This is a genomic window from Streptomyces sp. NPDC058291, from assembly GCF_042880855.1.
Classification (GTDB): Bacteria; Actinomycetota; Actinomycetes; order Streptomycetales; family Streptomycetaceae; genus Streptomyces.
In genome coordinates, this window is sequence record NZ_JBHVYK010000029.1 from 70,270 (window position 1) to 84,919 (window position 14,650).

14 protein-coding genes, 2 pseudogenes and 1 riboswitch are annotated in these 14,650 nt (G+C 73.8%); of the genes and pseudogenes, 9 read left to right on the forward strand and 7 right to left on the reverse strand.

Features of this window, described 5'->3' with window-relative positions:
* Window positions 1–83: 83 nt before the first annotated feature.
* A pseudogene (locus tag ACFVYK_RS17315) lies at window positions 84–506 on the reverse strand (M56 family peptidase); the annotation flags it as partial.
* Between the two features lie 8 nt (window positions 507–514).
* On the opposite strand from ACFVYK_RS17315, the gene ACFVYK_RS17320 reads away from it, so the two are divergent.
* The 3 genes from ACFVYK_RS17320 (at window position 515) to ACFVYK_RS17330 (ending at window position 2,111) form a co-directional block, all read left to right on the forward strand.
* The gene (locus ACFVYK_RS17320; protein WP_389774409.1) at window positions 515–850 is read left to right on the forward strand and encodes a hypothetical protein; all 336 of its coding nucleotides are present in this window, start codon (window positions 515–517) and stop codon (window positions 848–850) included.
* Window positions 847–1,521 carry a phosphatase PAP2 family protein gene (locus ACFVYK_RS17325; RefSeq protein ID WP_389774368.1) on the forward strand — a complete coding sequence of 225 codons (675 nt, stop codon included), beginning with the start codon at window positions 847–849 and terminating at the stop codon, window positions 1,519–1,521. The genes ACFVYK_RS17320 and ACFVYK_RS17325 overlap by 4 nt, the downstream gene beginning before the upstream one ends.
* A 98-nt stretch (window positions 1,522–1,619) precedes the next feature.
* Complete coding sequence (locus ACFVYK_RS17330; protein ID WP_389774370.1) at window positions 1,620–2,111, forward strand: DUF4396 domain-containing protein; 492 nt, start codon at window positions 1,620–1,622, stop codon at window positions 2,109–2,111.
* 293 nt (window positions 2,112–2,404) lie between these two features.
* Here the strand turns inward: ACFVYK_RS17330 and ACFVYK_RS17335 are convergent, their stop codons facing one another.
* Both ACFVYK_RS17335 and ACFVYK_RS17340 read right to left on the reverse strand, forming a co-directional pair.
* Entirely contained in the window at window positions 2,405–2,959 is a 555-nt protein-coding gene (locus tag ACFVYK_RS17335; RefSeq protein WP_389774373.1) for a DUF1360 domain-containing protein, read from the reverse strand.
* The gene (locus tag ACFVYK_RS17340) at window positions 2,943–3,998 is read right to left on the reverse strand and encodes a Rieske 2Fe-2S domain-containing protein (protein ID WP_389774376.1); all 1,056 of its coding nucleotides are present in this window, start codon (window positions 3,996–3,998) and stop codon (window positions 2,943–2,945) included. Before ACFVYK_RS17340 ends, ACFVYK_RS17335 begins: the two co-directional genes overlap by 17 nt.
* A gap of 262 nt (window positions 3,999–4,260) precedes the next feature.
* On the opposite strand from ACFVYK_RS17340, the gene ACFVYK_RS17345 reads away from it, so the two are divergent.
* Complete coding sequence (locus tag ACFVYK_RS17345) at window positions 4,261–5,433, forward strand: aromatic acid exporter family protein (RefSeq protein WP_389774378.1); 1,173 nt, start codon at window positions 4,261–4,263, stop codon at window positions 5,431–5,433.
* Window positions 5,434–5,819: 386 nt separating this feature from the next.
* Here the strand turns inward: ACFVYK_RS17345 and ACFVYK_RS17350 are convergent, their stop codons facing one another.
* The gene (locus tag ACFVYK_RS17350; RefSeq protein WP_389774381.1) at window positions 5,820–6,461 is read right to left on the reverse strand and encodes a superoxide dismutase; all 642 of its coding nucleotides are present in this window, start codon (window positions 6,459–6,461) and stop codon (window positions 5,820–5,822) included.
* A 257-nt stretch (window positions 6,462–6,718) separates the two neighbouring features.
* On the opposite strand from ACFVYK_RS17350, the gene ACFVYK_RS17355 reads away from it, so the two are divergent.
* Window positions 6,719–7,351, forward strand: a complete 633-nt coding sequence (locus ACFVYK_RS17355) for a precorrin-8X methylmutase (protein ID WP_389774406.1) — start codon at window positions 6,719–6,721, stop codon at window positions 7,349–7,351.
* Window positions 7,352–7,381: 30 nt separating this feature from the next.
* On the opposite strand, the gene ACFVYK_RS17360 is transcribed toward ACFVYK_RS17355, so the two are convergent.
* Window positions 7,382–8,146 (reverse strand): cobalt-precorrin-6A reductase, encoded by a 765-nt coding sequence (locus ACFVYK_RS17360; protein ID WP_389774384.1) that lies wholly within the window; start codon window positions 8,144–8,146, stop codon window positions 7,382–7,384.
* Between the two features lie 301 nt (window positions 8,147–8,447).
* On the opposite strand from ACFVYK_RS17360, the pseudogene ACFVYK_RS17365 reads away from it, so the two are divergent.
* A pseudogene (locus ACFVYK_RS17365) lies at window positions 8,448–8,890 on the forward strand (hypothetical protein); the annotation flags it as partial.
* A 220-nt stretch (window positions 8,891–9,110) separates the two neighbouring features.
* A complete protein-coding gene (locus ACFVYK_RS17370; RefSeq protein WP_389774386.1) occupies window positions 9,111–9,755 on the forward strand; it encodes a histidine phosphatase family protein in 645 nt (214 codons plus the stop codon).
* 223 nt (window positions 9,756–9,978) lie between these two features.
* On the opposite strand, the gene ACFVYK_RS17375 is transcribed toward ACFVYK_RS17370, so the two are convergent.
* Window positions 9,979–10,740: a CbtA family protein gene (locus ACFVYK_RS17375; protein ID WP_389774389.1), complete on the reverse strand. Its 762-nt coding sequence runs from the start codon at window positions 10,738–10,740 to the stop codon at window positions 9,979–9,981.
* 19 nt (window positions 10,741–10,759) lie between these two features.
* Window positions 10,760–10,981 (reverse strand): CbtB-domain containing protein, encoded by a 222-nt coding sequence (locus ACFVYK_RS17380; protein ID WP_389774391.1) that lies wholly within the window; start codon window positions 10,979–10,981, stop codon window positions 10,760–10,762.
* Window positions 10,982–11,016: 35 nt separating this feature from the next.
* Window positions 11,017–11,176, reverse strand: a riboswitch (cobalamin riboswitch).
* A gap of 683 nt (window positions 11,177–11,859) precedes the next feature.
* On the opposite strand from ACFVYK_RS17380, the gene ACFVYK_RS17385 reads away from it, so the two are divergent.
* Window positions 11,860–12,297 (forward strand): Fur family transcriptional regulator, encoded by a 438-nt coding sequence (locus ACFVYK_RS17385; protein ID WP_389774394.1) that lies wholly within the window; start codon window positions 11,860–11,862, stop codon window positions 12,295–12,297.
* 66 nt (window positions 12,298–12,363) lie between these two features.
* Window positions 12,364–14,589 carry a catalase/peroxidase HPI gene (katG, locus tag ACFVYK_RS17390; RefSeq protein ID WP_389774397.1) on the forward strand — a complete coding sequence of 742 codons (2,226 nt, stop codon included), beginning with the start codon at window positions 12,364–12,366 and terminating at the stop codon, window positions 14,587–14,589.
* Window positions 14,590–14,650: the final 61 nt, after the last annotated feature.

Consider the following 14,650-nt stretch of genomic DNA (forward strand, 5'->3'; position numbering starts at 1 on the left):
CGGTCACGGACGGGTCCGGTCACGGACGGGTCCGGTCACGGGCCGATCCGGTCACGGGCCGATCCGGTCACGGGCCGATCCGGTCACGGGGCCTCTTCGCCCTGGGCGACCTCGGACCCGTGGTGGAAGTCGACCACGCCGGCCGTTCCCGCGGCCACGGACAGGAGCGGGCGGGTCACCAGGAGGAACGCGGTGCGGCGCACGGCGCGCGAGCGCCCCCGGGACGGTTCGAGGAGCGCGGCGACCCGGCGGGGCACCGGGCCGGTCGTCGCCGCGGGCGCGAAGCCCGGGCGGGCGGCCGGTGAGGCCTGGCCCGCGAGGGCGGCACGGGCGATGGCCGTGGCGATCAGCCGCCGGTCGCCGACGGCCCTGGCGGCGGCCTCGTCGGCGCTCCGCTCGACCGCGAGCCGGATCGCGTCGAGGGTCGCGCGCAGGGCCGGGTGGCAGTGGGCGGCGAGTTCGGCCGCGGCCAGGAAGTAGTGGGGGCCGGCCCGGTCGTGGGCGCGGCGCGGCCATGACGGCGGCTTCGAGCTCGCCGGCCGGCCGCCTCGTCCCTCGCGTCGGCATCCGCGTCGACATCCGCATCGGCATCGGCATCGGCATCGGTTATGGGAACGTTCCTCATTCCGCCTTCGTCTACAGTGCAGTACACCGTCTACAGGATTGTAGTCAGTCGTCGGATGCCGGCCCGCCGCCGCTGCGCGGCGTCCGACGGTCCGAAAGAAGGACGAAGGGGCTCCCGACGATGACCATCGCCACGCAGCCATCGTCGCAGCTCGCCGTCGCCGCGCCGCAGGCCCGGTCGCCGGCGTCCTTCCGACCGCGCCCGCTGCCGGCGGTGACCTCGTGAGACGCGGCGACCTCGCCGAGCTGGCCGGCGGCTGCGGCCTCGGCGCGTGGACGGCGTTCGGCGTGCTGACCCTGGTCGTGGCGGGTCACGACGGCGCGCCCCTGTTCGCGGACGCCGGGCTCCTCTCCTGGTCCGTCGCCCACCGGCCGGACGTGGGGATCGCGTTCGCCCGCGGCGTGACCGCCACCGGGACGGGCGTCGTCCCGTACGCCCTGGCCGTGCTGGCCGGTGTCGTCGCGGGACGCACCGTCCGACGACGCGCGTGGGCTGTCGCGCTCTGCCTGGTGTGCCTGGGCGCGGGCCAGGCGTTGCGCTACGCGGTGATGACGCTCGTCGCCCGGCCCCGGCCGCCCCTGGCGGACTGGGCGACGCACGCCTCGGGATGGGCGTTCCCGTCCGGCCACACCACCACGTCGGCTCTGGCCGCGGGTGTGCTGATCATCGCCGTCCGGGTCCGCGCCCCACGCGGCGGGACCGCGCTCGTCGTGGTCATCGGCTGCTGGGGCGTACTGGTCGGCTCGAGCCGCGTCTACCTCGGGGTGCACTGGTTCACCGACGTGGTCGGCGGCTGGCTGTTCGCCCTCGGCTGGCTGGGCCTGTGTCTGGGGGCGGCGGCCCGCTGGCTGCCGAGCGAACGGCCCCACGAGGACGCCGGGCCTCTTACCCCCTAGGGGTATAGGGTAGACGACTGGGTTGACGACTGGGGCTGGCGGCTGCGGCCGGGACGGCCGAGTCGCCTGCCGCATCGCTCTCCGATGAGGGGGAAGACATGGACCACAGCGCTCACGACGCCAGAACCGCACACCAGCACGCCGTCCACATGGGCGGGGCCTCCTGGGGCACCGCGGTCAAGGCGACCCTGCACTGCCTCACCGGATGCGCCGTCGGCGAGATCGTCGGCATGGTCATCGGCACCGCCCTCACCTGGGGCAACGCTCCCACCATGGTCCTGGCGATCGCGCTGTCGTTCCTGTTCGGCTACTCCTTCACCCTGTTCGCCGTGCGCCGGGCCGGCCTCGACCTCAGGTCGGCCGTCAAGGTGGCGCTGGCCGCCGACACCGTCTCGATCGCGGTGATGGAACTGGTCGACAACGGGATCATCGTCCTGGTCCCCGGGGCCATGGACGCCCACCTGGACGACCAGCTGTTCTGGTCCACCCTCCTGGGCGGCTTCGCGATCGCCCTGCTGATCACCACCCCGGTCAACAAGTGGATGATCGGCCGCGGCAAGGGCCACGCGGTCGCCCACGCCCATCACTGAACGTCCGCCGCCTCCCCGGTCGCGCCCGCCGTCCCCTCTTGCCGAGGGCCGGCCACCGGTTCATCGACCGGCCCATCCCGGCCTGGTCGCGACGCCGCCGCGCCAGTACGCGACGAGCACGCCGAGGGCCGGCTCGCCGGGCGGCGTCTCCGGACGCCGGCGACCACGGCCCTCGCGGTCATGGCCCTCGCGTCAAGGGCCGGGGTCGCCGGCTTCGGTCGTTGTCCCTGAGTGGGTGCCGGGGCCCACGTCAGGCGTCCGTCACTCCTCCGCAGTCCTCCGTCAGTCGTCCGTCACTCGTCTTCGGAATGGCCCTCGGCCTTGGCGACGAGTGCCGCGTACGACAGTTGCAGGGCGTCCGCCCCGGCCAGGGCGGCCACAGCTCCCATGGCGGTGCGCGTGGCGCGCGGCCAGATCAGCTGGCCGGCGGTCAGGGTCGAGACCACCCACACGCTCATGCAGAACGGGCAGGTCAGCAGCTCGCCGACGGTGTCCGTGCCGTTGTCGGAGCGCGCCTCCTCGTGCAGTTCGGCCGGGCCCTGCGGCCCCACGTAGCGGGTGAAGGGAGCCCGCAGCGGGCTGGTCACGGACGCCTTGCTCAGCAGTCGGCTGAGCCGGAAGGCGGCCACGGAGGTCAGCGCCACGTCCCAGGGCGCGGGACGCTCGGGCAGTGGACGTCCGAGCAGCCGTACCGCCGTCGCCCAAGCCGAGGTGTACACCCCGAAGCCGACCACGGCCGTGAGGTAGCCCTCCAGCGGCCGCTCCTGTCCCGCCGAGTAGTCCCGCTTCGTGCGGCGCAGGAATCCGTGCAGGCCTCGTGCGAGGCGGTGCTCAGTCGCCGTGCCCATGGGCCGCCTCCGTTCCCGTCCCGCTCGACGGCCCGCCCGGCCCCGTCCCGTCGCCCACGCGGCCCGCCTGATCTGCCTGGCCGGCCTGGTCCTCGAGGACCTTCCGGTCCCCGGGGTCTTGTCGGTCTGCTGGGTCTCCGCCGTCTTCCCCGGCGTGCCGGCGCAGGCGCACCTCCAGGTGGCCGTCCACCATCCGGGTGTCGAAGGCGGGCTGGGGCGCGGTGGCCGGGCCGCGAACGTTGTAGCCGTCCGAGAGCCTGAACACGCTGCCGTGCCAGGGGCATGCGACGCAGCCGTCCGCGATCGTGCCCTCGGAGAGCGGCCCGGCCAGGTGGCTGCACCGGTCGGCCAGCGCGTGGATCTCGCCGTCCGGTTGGTGCACCACCAGGATCGGCACGTCGTCCACGCTGCGCCGCACGGCCTGTCCGACGGGGAAGTCGGCCGCGCCCCCGATCCGGTGCCAGCCCTCGCCCACGAGATGCGGGACCTCTTCGGCGTGGTTGGCCCCGGCGGCCTGCCGGTAGGCCAGATGGCCGCCCAGCATGCCGCCGACTCCCACCGCCGTCATCCCCAGGAAGCCGAACGCCCGCCCCGCCGCCGTGCGTCCCTTGAGCCGGCAGGCCAGGGAGGCCGCGTAGAGGCCGACGGCCGTCGCGTTGGCCATGGCGTGCACCAGCCCGACGCGCTGCTGCTCGCGGTGGAGTTCCGCCCAGTCGGCCGCGCCGGTCAGCGCGGCGGGCGTGGCCGCCGCCAGTCCGACGCCCACCAGGACGCCCGCCTCGCGGGAGCGGCCGGGCAGCAGATCCAGCACGGCCGCGGACAGCCAGCTGCCGACGGGCACCTGCACCAGCAGCGGGTGCACCGGGTGCCCCAGCCACGTGCCGTGCAGCACGTCCCGGCCGCGTCCCAGGGGCAGGGAGCGGACGCGCGCGGCGATCGTGTCTATCACCGCGTCCGCCCGGGGCTCCCGTTCGAGACGGTCCAGCAGCCGCAGGGTTCGGTTCTGTCCTGTGCGGGGGCGAGGAGACGTAGCGCTCATGCGCAGCCGGGTCCCCCTCAGGACCTACGGCAAACGAACCCGCAGGAGTGATCGACGCGACCGACTAGGCCGGCGCCGGCGTCTCGGGTCACGGAACCCCCCCTCGGGGGGTGGGCGGGGCTCTCACCGCCACTCGGCCTCCCGAGTACCCGAGGTCGACCGGTCTCCACGCCCTCGCCCGGACGGCTCGGAACGTCCGGGCCGGCGAAGCGGACCCATGATCGCGAGGTGCGTACCGCGCTTCGCGTGGCACCCGCTCCTCATGGAGTGGATACGAAACGCGACCCGGCCGGTCCGCCGCGTCACCGGCGTGGTCGTGCCGGCGGTGCGTCGGGCGTGGTCGGAACCGGGTCGTGAGCGGGATCTGGTGGTACAGGCGAGCAAGGCGGCGCTGGCCGCCTGGCTGGCGTGGGCGGTCGTGGGCTGGTGGCTGGCGGCGCCGATGGCGTTCGTGGCGCCGTGGGTGGCGGTGGTGCTGGTGGAGTCGACGGTGTACCGGTCGATCGCGCACGGTCTGCAGCAGCTCGCCGCGATCGCGGTGGGAACGGTGGTCGCGACGGCGGTGGCGCTGCTGCTGGACAGCACGATGACCGCGATGGCCCTGGTCCTTCCGGCCGTGCTGCTGCTGGGCCAGTGGCGGCGCCTGGGCAGCCAGGGCGCGTACGCCGCGACCGGCGCGCTCTTCGTGCTGACCAATGGTCCGGTGACGGTCGCCGCGTCGGCCGCGCGCATCGCGGAGGCGGTCTTCGGCGCGGTGGTCGGCGTGGCGGTGAACGTGCTGATCCGGCCTCCGGTGTATCTGCGCGACGCCCGTGCCGCGCTGGAGGACGCGGCCGGCGAGGCGCAGGAGATCCTGGACGCGGTGGCCGACGGTCTGGCCGGCGGCGAGTGGGACGACCTGCCGGTCGGAGAATGGCACGAGCGCGCCCTGCGTCTGGGCCGTCTGGTGGACCAGGCGCGGTCGGCGATCGGCTGGAGCCGGGAGAGCATGCGCGGCAATCCGCGGGGGCGCCGCACCCGTCCGCGTCTCCCGGGTGACGAGGCGTATTCCGACGCGCTCGGCGTGCTCGACTACGTCGCCCTGCACACGTCGGGCGTCACGCGGACCGTGCGGGAGATCGCGGAGAGCGGGAGGGCGGCCCGGCCCGGGCCGGAGCTCACCCGGGCGTACGCCGAGTTCCTGCGCCAGACCGCGCGCGCCGTGCGGCTGTACGGCCGCACCCTGTTCGGCCCCGACGCCGCGGGCGCGCCCGGGGGGCACGGCGACGCCGCCGGGGAGGAGCTGCGCGAGGCCGTCTCGGAGCTGCAGCGCACCCTCGACGACTTCCGCCGCGGGCTGCCGGGAGCCGTGCCCGACGACCCGGACGCGCTGGTGACGTACGGATCCCTGCTGGCCCAGGCGAACCGCCTGGCCGACCTGCTCGCGCAGGACTGACCCGGCCGCTCTCGGCCTCGGAGATCCTGACCCGGCCGGCCGCTCCCGACCGCGCAACCCCGGGCCCGGGCTCGGGCTCGGGCTCGGGCTCGGGCTCGGGCTCGGGCTCGGGCTCGGGCTCGGGCACCCGGTCGATGCCCCAAGCTCGCGGCCCGGTCAAGGTCCCCGCTCGGGGCCCGGTCAAGGTTTCGGCTTGGGGCCCGGTCAGGTCCCGGCTCGGGCCCGGGTTCGCCGAGGGCGCGGCCTGCCCGCGCGGCCGCCAGGTCCTGACCTCGGTGGTCGAGGCGTTGGTCTGCACGGCCCTCGACGCGCTCGACGACGCCGATCCGCGCGCCCGGGCGTGGGACCGGCATCGCGCCGCCCCCTCCTCCCGCTCGCCCCCGGCGTCAGGGGGCGAGCAGCAGGCTGTCTCCGCGGTCCTTGGCGGCGGCGTACCGCCGGGCGACGTCCTGCCAGTTGACGACGGCCCACATGGCGTCGATGAAGTCGACCTTCTGGTTCTTGTACTGCAGGTAGAAGGCGTGCTCCCAGGCGTCGAAGACGAGGATCGGGGTGGAGCCCTGACCGACGTTGCCCTGATGGTCGTAGACCTGTTCGACGATGAGGCGGCCGCTCAGCGGCTCGTGGGCGAGGACGCCCCAGCCGGACCCCTGGGTGGTCGCGGCGGCCTTGGTGAGCTGGGCCTTGAAGCCCGCGAACGACCCGAAGGACTCGGCGATCGCGTCCGCGAGCTCGCCCACGCCGTCCTGCTCCAGCGGCTCGCCGCCGCCGTCGCCGGCCATGTTGTGCCAGTAGACGGAGTGCAGGATGTGCCCCGAGAGGTGGAAGGCCAGGCTCTTCTCCAGGCCGTTGACCGAGCCCCACGACCCCTTGTCCCTGGCCTCCGCGAGCTGCTCCAGGGTGTCGTTGGCGCCCTTCACGTAGGCCGCGTGGTGCTTGTCGTGGTGCAGTTCGATGATCTCGGGGCTGATCACCGGGGCGAGCGCGGTGTAGTCGTACGGGAGCTCCGGGAGCGTGTAGACCGCCATGTCCGACGTCCTCCGAGGTGTGTGACGTGTGTGTCGAGTTGCCGCAAGGGGCAGCCGCCACCAGGGACAGCTATTGCAAGTAATGTGCAACTGCACGCTAGCAGCAGGAGTGATCACTCGTGGATCAGGCCCGGGATCGCGGGCCGGGCGAGGGTCGGTATGCTCGCCGCCATGTCCACGGCAGCCACGCCGGCCGCCGCGCCGACGGCCGCCGGGTGAGCCGCCCGACCACCACCGAGAGCAGCGAGACGAGCACCGTGACCAGCTACGACTACGAGAAGGACGGCGCGGCCATCTATCGCGAGTCCTTCGCCACCATCCGCGCGGAGGCGGACCTCGCCGGCCTCCCCGCCGACGTCGGCCAGGTCGCGGTCCGGATGATCCACGCCTGCGGGATGGTCGACCTCGTCCGCGATCTCGCCTACACGCCCGACGTGGTGGCCCGCGCCCGCGAGGCCCTGCGCGCCGGCGCGCCCGTCCTCACGGACGTCCGGATGGTGGCCAGCGGCGTGACCCGCGGACGGCTGCCCGCCGGCAACGACGTGCTCTGCACGCTCTCCGACCCGGCCGTCCCCGAACTGGCGGCGCGGCTCGGCACCACGCGCAGCGCCGCCGCGCTGGAGCTGTGGCGGGACCGCCTGGACGGTGCGGTCGTCGCCGTCGGCAACGCGCCGACCGCTCTCTTCCGGCTGCTGGAGATGATCGAGGAGGGCGCGCCCCGGCCCGCCGCCGTGATCGGCGTGCCGGTCGGGTTCGTCGGGGCGGCCGAGTCCAAGGAGGCGCTGGTCCTCAACCCGCACGGGCTGGAGTACCTGGCGGTGCGCGGACGTCGGGGCGGCAGCGCCATCGCCGCCGCAGCGGTGAACGCGCTCGCGAGCGAGCAGGAGTGAGCGGCGAGGCGCGGCGCCAACGCTGTCCGCTCAGCGGGTCCGTCGCCGACCCTTGCGGTCCAGACGTGCTTCGATCCAGCGCGTCGCCTCCTGCGGATCCGGGACGACGGGGAGACCCGCGGGCGCCGGCGGCCGGCGCACCACGACCACGGGCAGCCCGGCCTCCCGGGCGGCGGTCAGCTTCGGCGCGGTGGCCGTTCCCCCGCTGTCCTTGGTCACCAGGACGTCGACACGATGGCGGCGCAGCAGCTCGCGCTCTCCGTCGAGGGTGAAGGGGCCCCGGTCGAGCAGCACCTCCATGGCGGCCGGGCAGGGCGGCTCGGGCGCTTCGACCGACCGTGCCAGGAACCACAGGTCGTCCAGGCCGGCGAAGGCGGCCAGGCCCATCCGGCCGGTGGTGAGGAAGATCCGCCGCCCGAGCCTCGGCAGCAGCGCGGCGGCCTCCGCCAACGAGTGCGCGTCGTACCAGCGGTCGCCCTCGACGGGCGACCAGCCAGGGCGGCGCAGGGCGAGCAGCGGGACGCGCGCGGCGGCGGCGGCCGCGACCGCGTGGAAGCCGATCGTCCCGGCGAAGGGGTGGGTGGCGTCGACGACCGCGTCGACCGCGTGCTCGCGCAGCCACGTCGTGAGCGCCCCGGCGCCCCCGAACCCGCCCACCCGCACCTCCCCGGGAGGCAGACGGGGAGCGGCCACCCGTCCGGCGAGGGAGCTGGTCACCTTCAGGCCGGGCGTGCCGTGCAGCAGTTCGGCGAGCCGACGGGCCTCCGCGGTCCCGCCGAGTATCAGTACGTGCACGAGAGTCCGGATCCGATCATGAGCGGCGACGGGTCGGGGGGAGCGGCGGAGCCAGGAGCGATCGGGGTGGAGGCGTGATCGCGGGGTGATCGCGTCGGACGGGGCATGGGGTGACGTGGGGGGGGGCGGTCCGCACGCGTCCCACTCAAGCACACCGGCCCGCGGGCGCGGTCCGTGACCGGGGATCAGCGGCCCGTCACCGGGCGTTCACGCCGCGTCGCTCTCCGGGGAAACACACGGTTCCTGGCGTGTCCGCTCATGGTGCTGGAGCGCTGGTTCGCGATGGCCGAGCGGCCCCCGGCCGGTCGGCGTCGTCGCCTTCCTCGCCGCGTCCGGACTGTCCATCGCGATGTACTTCCACGCCCTCGGCGACAGCCTCCAGCCGTACTCGCCGGTCGCCGCCGTCATCGCGTTCGTCGCGTTCGTCCTCACGCCGCTGATGGCCGTCGCCACCCGGGGCCGGTACTACCCGCGCCGCGCGGACGACGGCATCGCCGAGCCGATGCTCGACGCGGAGGGCAACCCCGTGCGACGACGTACGACTGCCACGTCTGCCACCTGCCCCACGAGCGTCCCGACGTGGCCGCCTGCCGGACGCACGACGCGATGGTCTGCTCACTGTGCCCGAGCACGGACGCGGCCGGCGACCACGTGCGCCCGCCCGGCCGACGACCCTCTGAACCCGGTCCCGGGCGGCCGGACCGGGCCCGCCGGCCGGCCGGGAACGGGGAACGCCTGTGGTAGCTTGCCGACGCCGATCGCACCCCTGTGCGCACCGATGTACGCCCTGGTGGACGTGGGTTGACGCGCAGCGGTGAGGGCGGCGGGCGGAGACGAACGGTCTCCGGCCGCGGGCTGCCGACCACCGGTCGCCCGACCGCCGGCCGGCGGCGACCGGTCGCGCGAGCGGACTCGCGGTCCGTCGACCCCGCACACCTGCGGGCCCCAGAAGGAGCACCACCACGTGACGAGCCGTGTCACCTTCCTCTCCCCCGCCATGAACGCGGCGCTGCGTCAGGCCCGTTTCGACGACGGCGGCTCGATCGACGCCGGCGGGGCGGCGCGGGCGCGCGCCATGGCCGGCGCGCTGCCCACCGGCGCGCGTGTCGTGACGTCCCCCACCGTGCGCTGCCGGGAGACGGCCGCCGCGCTCGGTCTCCACACGGCCCGGACGGCGGCATCGGTCACGACGGCGGAGTCGGCGGAGTCGGGGGCGCTGACGGAGCCGGAGGAGTTGGCGGGGCTGGACGTGGGGCGGTGGCGGGGGCTGACCCTGGCCGAGGTCGGCGCCGCCGAGCCGGAGGCGGTGGCGCGCTGGCTGGCCGATCCCGGATCCGCCCCGCACGGCGGGGAGTCCGTCGAGGCGCTGTGCGCGCGGGTGGCGCGTTGGCTGGAGTCGTCGCGGGCGGACGGCCGTACCCTCGCCGTGGTCGAGCCGGAGATCGTGCGGGCGGCGGTCGTCCATGTGCTGGGGACGCCCGCGACGGCCTTCTGGCGGCTCGACGTGCCGCCGCTCACGGCCACCTCGATCAGCGGACGCGGCGGCCGCTGGAATGTGCGGCTCGGACATCCGCCGGACGCGGCCGAGGGCCTTCCCGACGCCTCATGACGTCGCGTCACGGTGCGGGGCTCGTCGCCGGGGTGCCGGGCTCCTCGGTGCGGGCCGTCGCCGCCCGGCGAACGCGAGAGGGCCCGCGGAGGTTCCGCGGGCCCTCTCGTCGTGTCCCGGCGAGGCCGCCGTCCCGGTCAAGTCGCCTTGTCGTCAACGCGCCTTGCCGTCAACGCGCCTTGCCGGGCGGTTCGCTCCTCGATCGACTCGCTTGTCGGTGGGCTCAGTTCGGGGCGGGGGCCGCCGTCGTGCTCGCGGGCGCCGTCGTCGGCCGGGGATTCAGCAGCCGCTCGGCCAGTTCGCCGAAGCCGAGGCCGAAGGCCGCCCACATCGTCACCTGCAGGGCGAGCGAGGAGAGGCGGAACCGCCACAGCAGCGTGGCCGGGAAGTCCCCCGGCACCTCGTTGACGGCGGGCAGGAACCCGTACGCCAGCCCGATCGCGAGCACGAAGCCGCCCACGGCGACGACGGTGGCGTGCCACGCGCCGAGCCTCGGCGCGAGCCGCTTGCCGACGATCACCGCGGCGATCGCGAGGAGCACGCCCAGCACCATCATCAGGAAGAACAGGGTGGTGCGCTTGGCGATGGTGTCGTGGTCGCCGACGGCGGGCGGGTTGGCCGGGTACTTCAGGAACGGCACGACGTACACGGTGAGCAGCGCGGCCCCGGACAACAGCAGCGCCGTGGCCCGGGGGCCGAAGCGGCCGACACGGCCCAGGGCGAAGCAGTAGGCCAGAGCGGCGATGCCGCCGAAGGCCACCCCGTAGACCAGAACGCCGGTGGCCAGACCGGCGGTGGACTGCAGGCTGCGGGAGACGAGTTCGACCTCGTGCTCGTGCGCGGGGGCGTGGGACTCCTCGAAGCCGATCGCGCCGTCGACGTTCGGCTCACCGAGGAAGTACGCCACGACCAGGGCGAGCACGCCGGCCGCCAGGCCGGCGAGCATGCCACGGACGAGCAGGTTTCTCACTGTTGCGGAGTTCATGGAGGTGCGGCGCCCCTTGTCAGTGGCAGGGGAAGCCGAGGAGGTGACGGGCGTCGTGCACCCACTCGTGGACGCCCTCGCCGGAGACCACGGACGTGGCGCCCTGCTCGGCGCCGACGAAGTAGAGCAGGACCAGCATCAGGACGCCGAAGAAGACGGCCCAGGGGGCGATGTCCCTCAGCGGCAGCTTGGCGGGTACGACGGGGGTGGTGGCGGTCGGCTGGGCGACAGGCTGCGCCATGGCAGGGCCTCCTCTGGGAGTTCGCGTCCCATCTCGGTGGTGCACAGGACGACGGCCCCGGGTCTGACTCGCGATGCGCCGCCCGTTGCGGGGCGGCACGTCGATCACAGTGGCGCGACCGTGCCGGATTTGCACCGGCTTCCGTGTCACCGTCGTCGATATCAGAGTGACGGTACCGTGTGTCGCGTTCATGGCCAATACCGCACCACCTCGCGTGATGCCGCTCTCGGCCGTCGCGTGGCCCGGATCACCCGCCGACGACGGGGGTCACGGGACGAAAACGGAGCCGGTGCGCCTCTCGCGCGGGAGCGGGCCGACCACCCGACGGGACGGCACGAGCCCGTGCGACGCGGTGTCGTACGGTGCCGCGTCGCGTCGAGGCGCGGGAATCCACTGGTGGGCGCGGGCCGCCGGTGCCAGAGTCGGGGGCATGGCCATAGACGTCGCAGCCCTGCGGGCCCACTTCCCCTCCCTCTCACAGGGATTCGAACTCTTCGACGGCCCGGGCGGGGCGCAGACTCCCGCGCCGGTCGCCGAGGCGGTCGCCGCGACCATGACCGGCCCGCTGTCCAACCGCGGGACGGTCAGCGCCTCCGAGCGCAACGCCGAGCAGGCCGTGGCCGCGTTCCGGGCCGCCCACGCGGACCTCCTGGGGATGCAGGCCGGCCGGACCCGTCGCTGCGGGCGGGGCTCGCGCCGTACAACGACGCCGAGTACGTCGTGCGACTGCTCGACGGCCACTCCTCGTTCCCCTGACCGCCCGACCCGCGGCCATCGGTCGCCTGAACACGTTCGGTTCGCCGCGACGCACACCGTTCACCAGACTTGCAGCGTTCGTTTTCTTGAATCGTTCGTGTTTATGGCGTAGGTTCGACCGCATGACAGCACCCCGTACACCGACCACCGCCGAGGAGCTGCGCGGTGTCGGCCTGCGGGTGACGGCTGCCCGTGTCGCGCTGCTCGAGACCGTCCGCGCGGGCGACCACCTGGACGTCGAGGCGATCGCCTCCGGGGTCCGTGACCGGGTGGGTCACATCTCCGTGCAGGCCGTCTACGAGGCCCTGCACGCGCTGACCACGGCAGGCCTGGTGCGCCGTCTGGAGCCGCCGGGCAGCCCGGCCCGCTTCGAGGGGCGCGTCGGGGACAACCACCACCACCTCGTGTGCCGCTCGTGCGGCGTCGTCGTCGACGTCGACTGCGCGGTCGGTCACGCCCCCTGTCTCACCGCCGTCGACGACCGCGGCTTCTCCATAGACGAGGCCGAGGTCATCTACTGGGGCCTGTGCCCCGACTGTTCGTCCGCCCGCAGCACCTGACCCACCCGCAGCGACCGACCTGCGGTTCGTGAGCATGTGATCCGACCAGTCCAGAAGGATTCCTCCATGACCGAGAACCATGACGCGATCGTGACCGAACCGAAGGATGCGGAGGCAGGTGGCTGCCCGGTCGCGCACGGCGGTCGCGCCCTGCACCCGACCCAGGGCGGCGGCAACCGCCAGTGGTGGCCGGAGCGGCTCAACCTGAAGATCCTCGCGAAGAACCCGGCCGTGGCGAACCCGCTCGGCGAGGACTTCGACTACGCCGCGGCGTTCGAGGCGCTCGACCTCGCGGCCGTCAAGCGGGACATCGCCGAGGTGCTCACCACCTCGCAGGACTGGTGGCCCGCCGACTTCGGCAACTACGGCCCGCTGATGATCCGCATGGCCTGGCACAGCGCGGGCACCTACCGCATCAGCGACGGCCGCGGCGGCGCCGGCGCCGGCCAGCAGCGCTTCGCCCCGCTCAACAGCTGGCCGGACAACGCCAACCTGGACAAGGCCCGCCGTCTGCTGTGGCCGGTCAAGAAGAAGTACGGCCAGTCGATCTCCTGGGCCGACCTCATGATCCTCACCGGCAACGTCGCGCTGGAGCAGATGGGCTTCACCACCTTCGGCTTCGCCGGCGGCCGCAAGGACGTCTGGGAGGCGGAGGAGGACGTCTACTGGGGTCCCGAGACCACCTGGCTGGACGACCAGCGCTACAGCGGCGACCGCGAGCTGGAGAACCCGCTCGGCGCCGTCCAGATGGGCCTCATCTACGTCAACCCCGAGGGCCCCAACGGCAACCCGGACCCGCTGGCCTCGGCCCGCGACATCCGTGAGACGTTCCGCCGGATGGCGATGAACGACGAGGAGACGGTCGCCCTGATCGCGGGCGGTCACACCTTCGGCAAGACGCACGGCGCGGGCCCCGCGGACCACGTCGGCGACGACCCCGAGGCCGCCTCGCTGGCCGAGCAGGGCCTCGGCTGGAAGAGCAGCTTCGGCACCGGCAAGGGCGGCGACACCATCACCAGCGGCCTGGAGGTCACCTGGACCTCCACGCCGACGCAGTGGAGCAACGGCTTCTTCGACAACCTGTTCGGCTTCGAGTGGGAGCTGACCGAGAGCCCCGCCGGCGCCAAGCAGTGGGTCGCCAAGGACGGCGCGGGCGCCGGCACCGTCCCCGACGCGCACGACCCGTCCAAGCGCCACGCGCCGACGATGCTGACCACCGACCTGGCGCTGCGCTTCGACCCGGTCTACGAGCAGATCTCGCGTCGCTTCCACGAGAACCCCGACCAGTTCGCCGACGCCTTCGCCCGCGCCTGGTACAAGCTGACCCACCGTGACCTGGGCCCGAAGTCCCTGTACCTCGGCCCGGAGGTCCCGGCGGAGACCCTGCTGTGGCAGGACCCGCTGCCGGAGGCCGAGGGCGAGGTCATCGGCGCCGAGGACGTCACGGCCCTCAAGGCCAAGATCCTCGCCTCGGGGCTGACCGTCTCGCAGCTGGTGTCCACGGCGTGGGCCTCGGCGTCCTCCTTCCGCGGCAGCGACAAGCGCGGCGGCGCCAACGGCGCCCGCATCCGCCTGGAGCCGCAGCGCGGCTGGGAGGTCAACAACCCGGACGAGCTGGCGCAGGTGCTGCGCATCCTGGAGGGCGTGCAGGCCGAGTTCAACGCCGGCGCCAAGAAGGTCTCGCTGGCCGACCTGATCGTCCTCGGCGGCGCCGCCGCCGTCGAGAAGGCCGCCCGGGACGCCGGCCACGACGTGGAGGTGCCCTTCACGCCGGGCCGGGTGGACGCCACGCAGGAGCAGACGGACGTCGAGTCGTTCGCCGCGCTCGAGCCGACCGCCGACGGGTTCCGCAACTACGTCGGCAAGGGCAACCGCCTGCCGGCCGAGTTCCTGCTGCTCGACAAGGCGAACCTGCTGAACCTGAGCGCACCCGAGACCACGGTCCTCGTCGGCGGCCTGCGCGTGCTGGGCGCCAACCACGCCCAGTCCTCGCACGGCGTCTTCACCGACACCCCCGGCAAGCTGACGAACGACTTCTTCGTCAACCTGCTCGACCTCGGCACGACCTGGTCGTCGACGTCCTCGGACCAGACCGTCTTCGAGGGCCGTGACGCCGCCACGGGCGAGGTCAAGTGGACGGGCACCCGCGCCGACCTGGTCTTCGGCTCGAACTCCGAGCTGCGCGCGCTCGCGGAGGTCTACGCGAGCGACGACGCGAAGGAGAAGTTCGTGAACGACTTCGTCGCGGCCTGGGTCAAGGTCTCCGACCTGGACCGCTTCGACCTGGTCTGATCCCGCCACACCCGCACGGCGGACACCGCACACCCGGGGCGTCCGGCTCGGTCCACAGGGC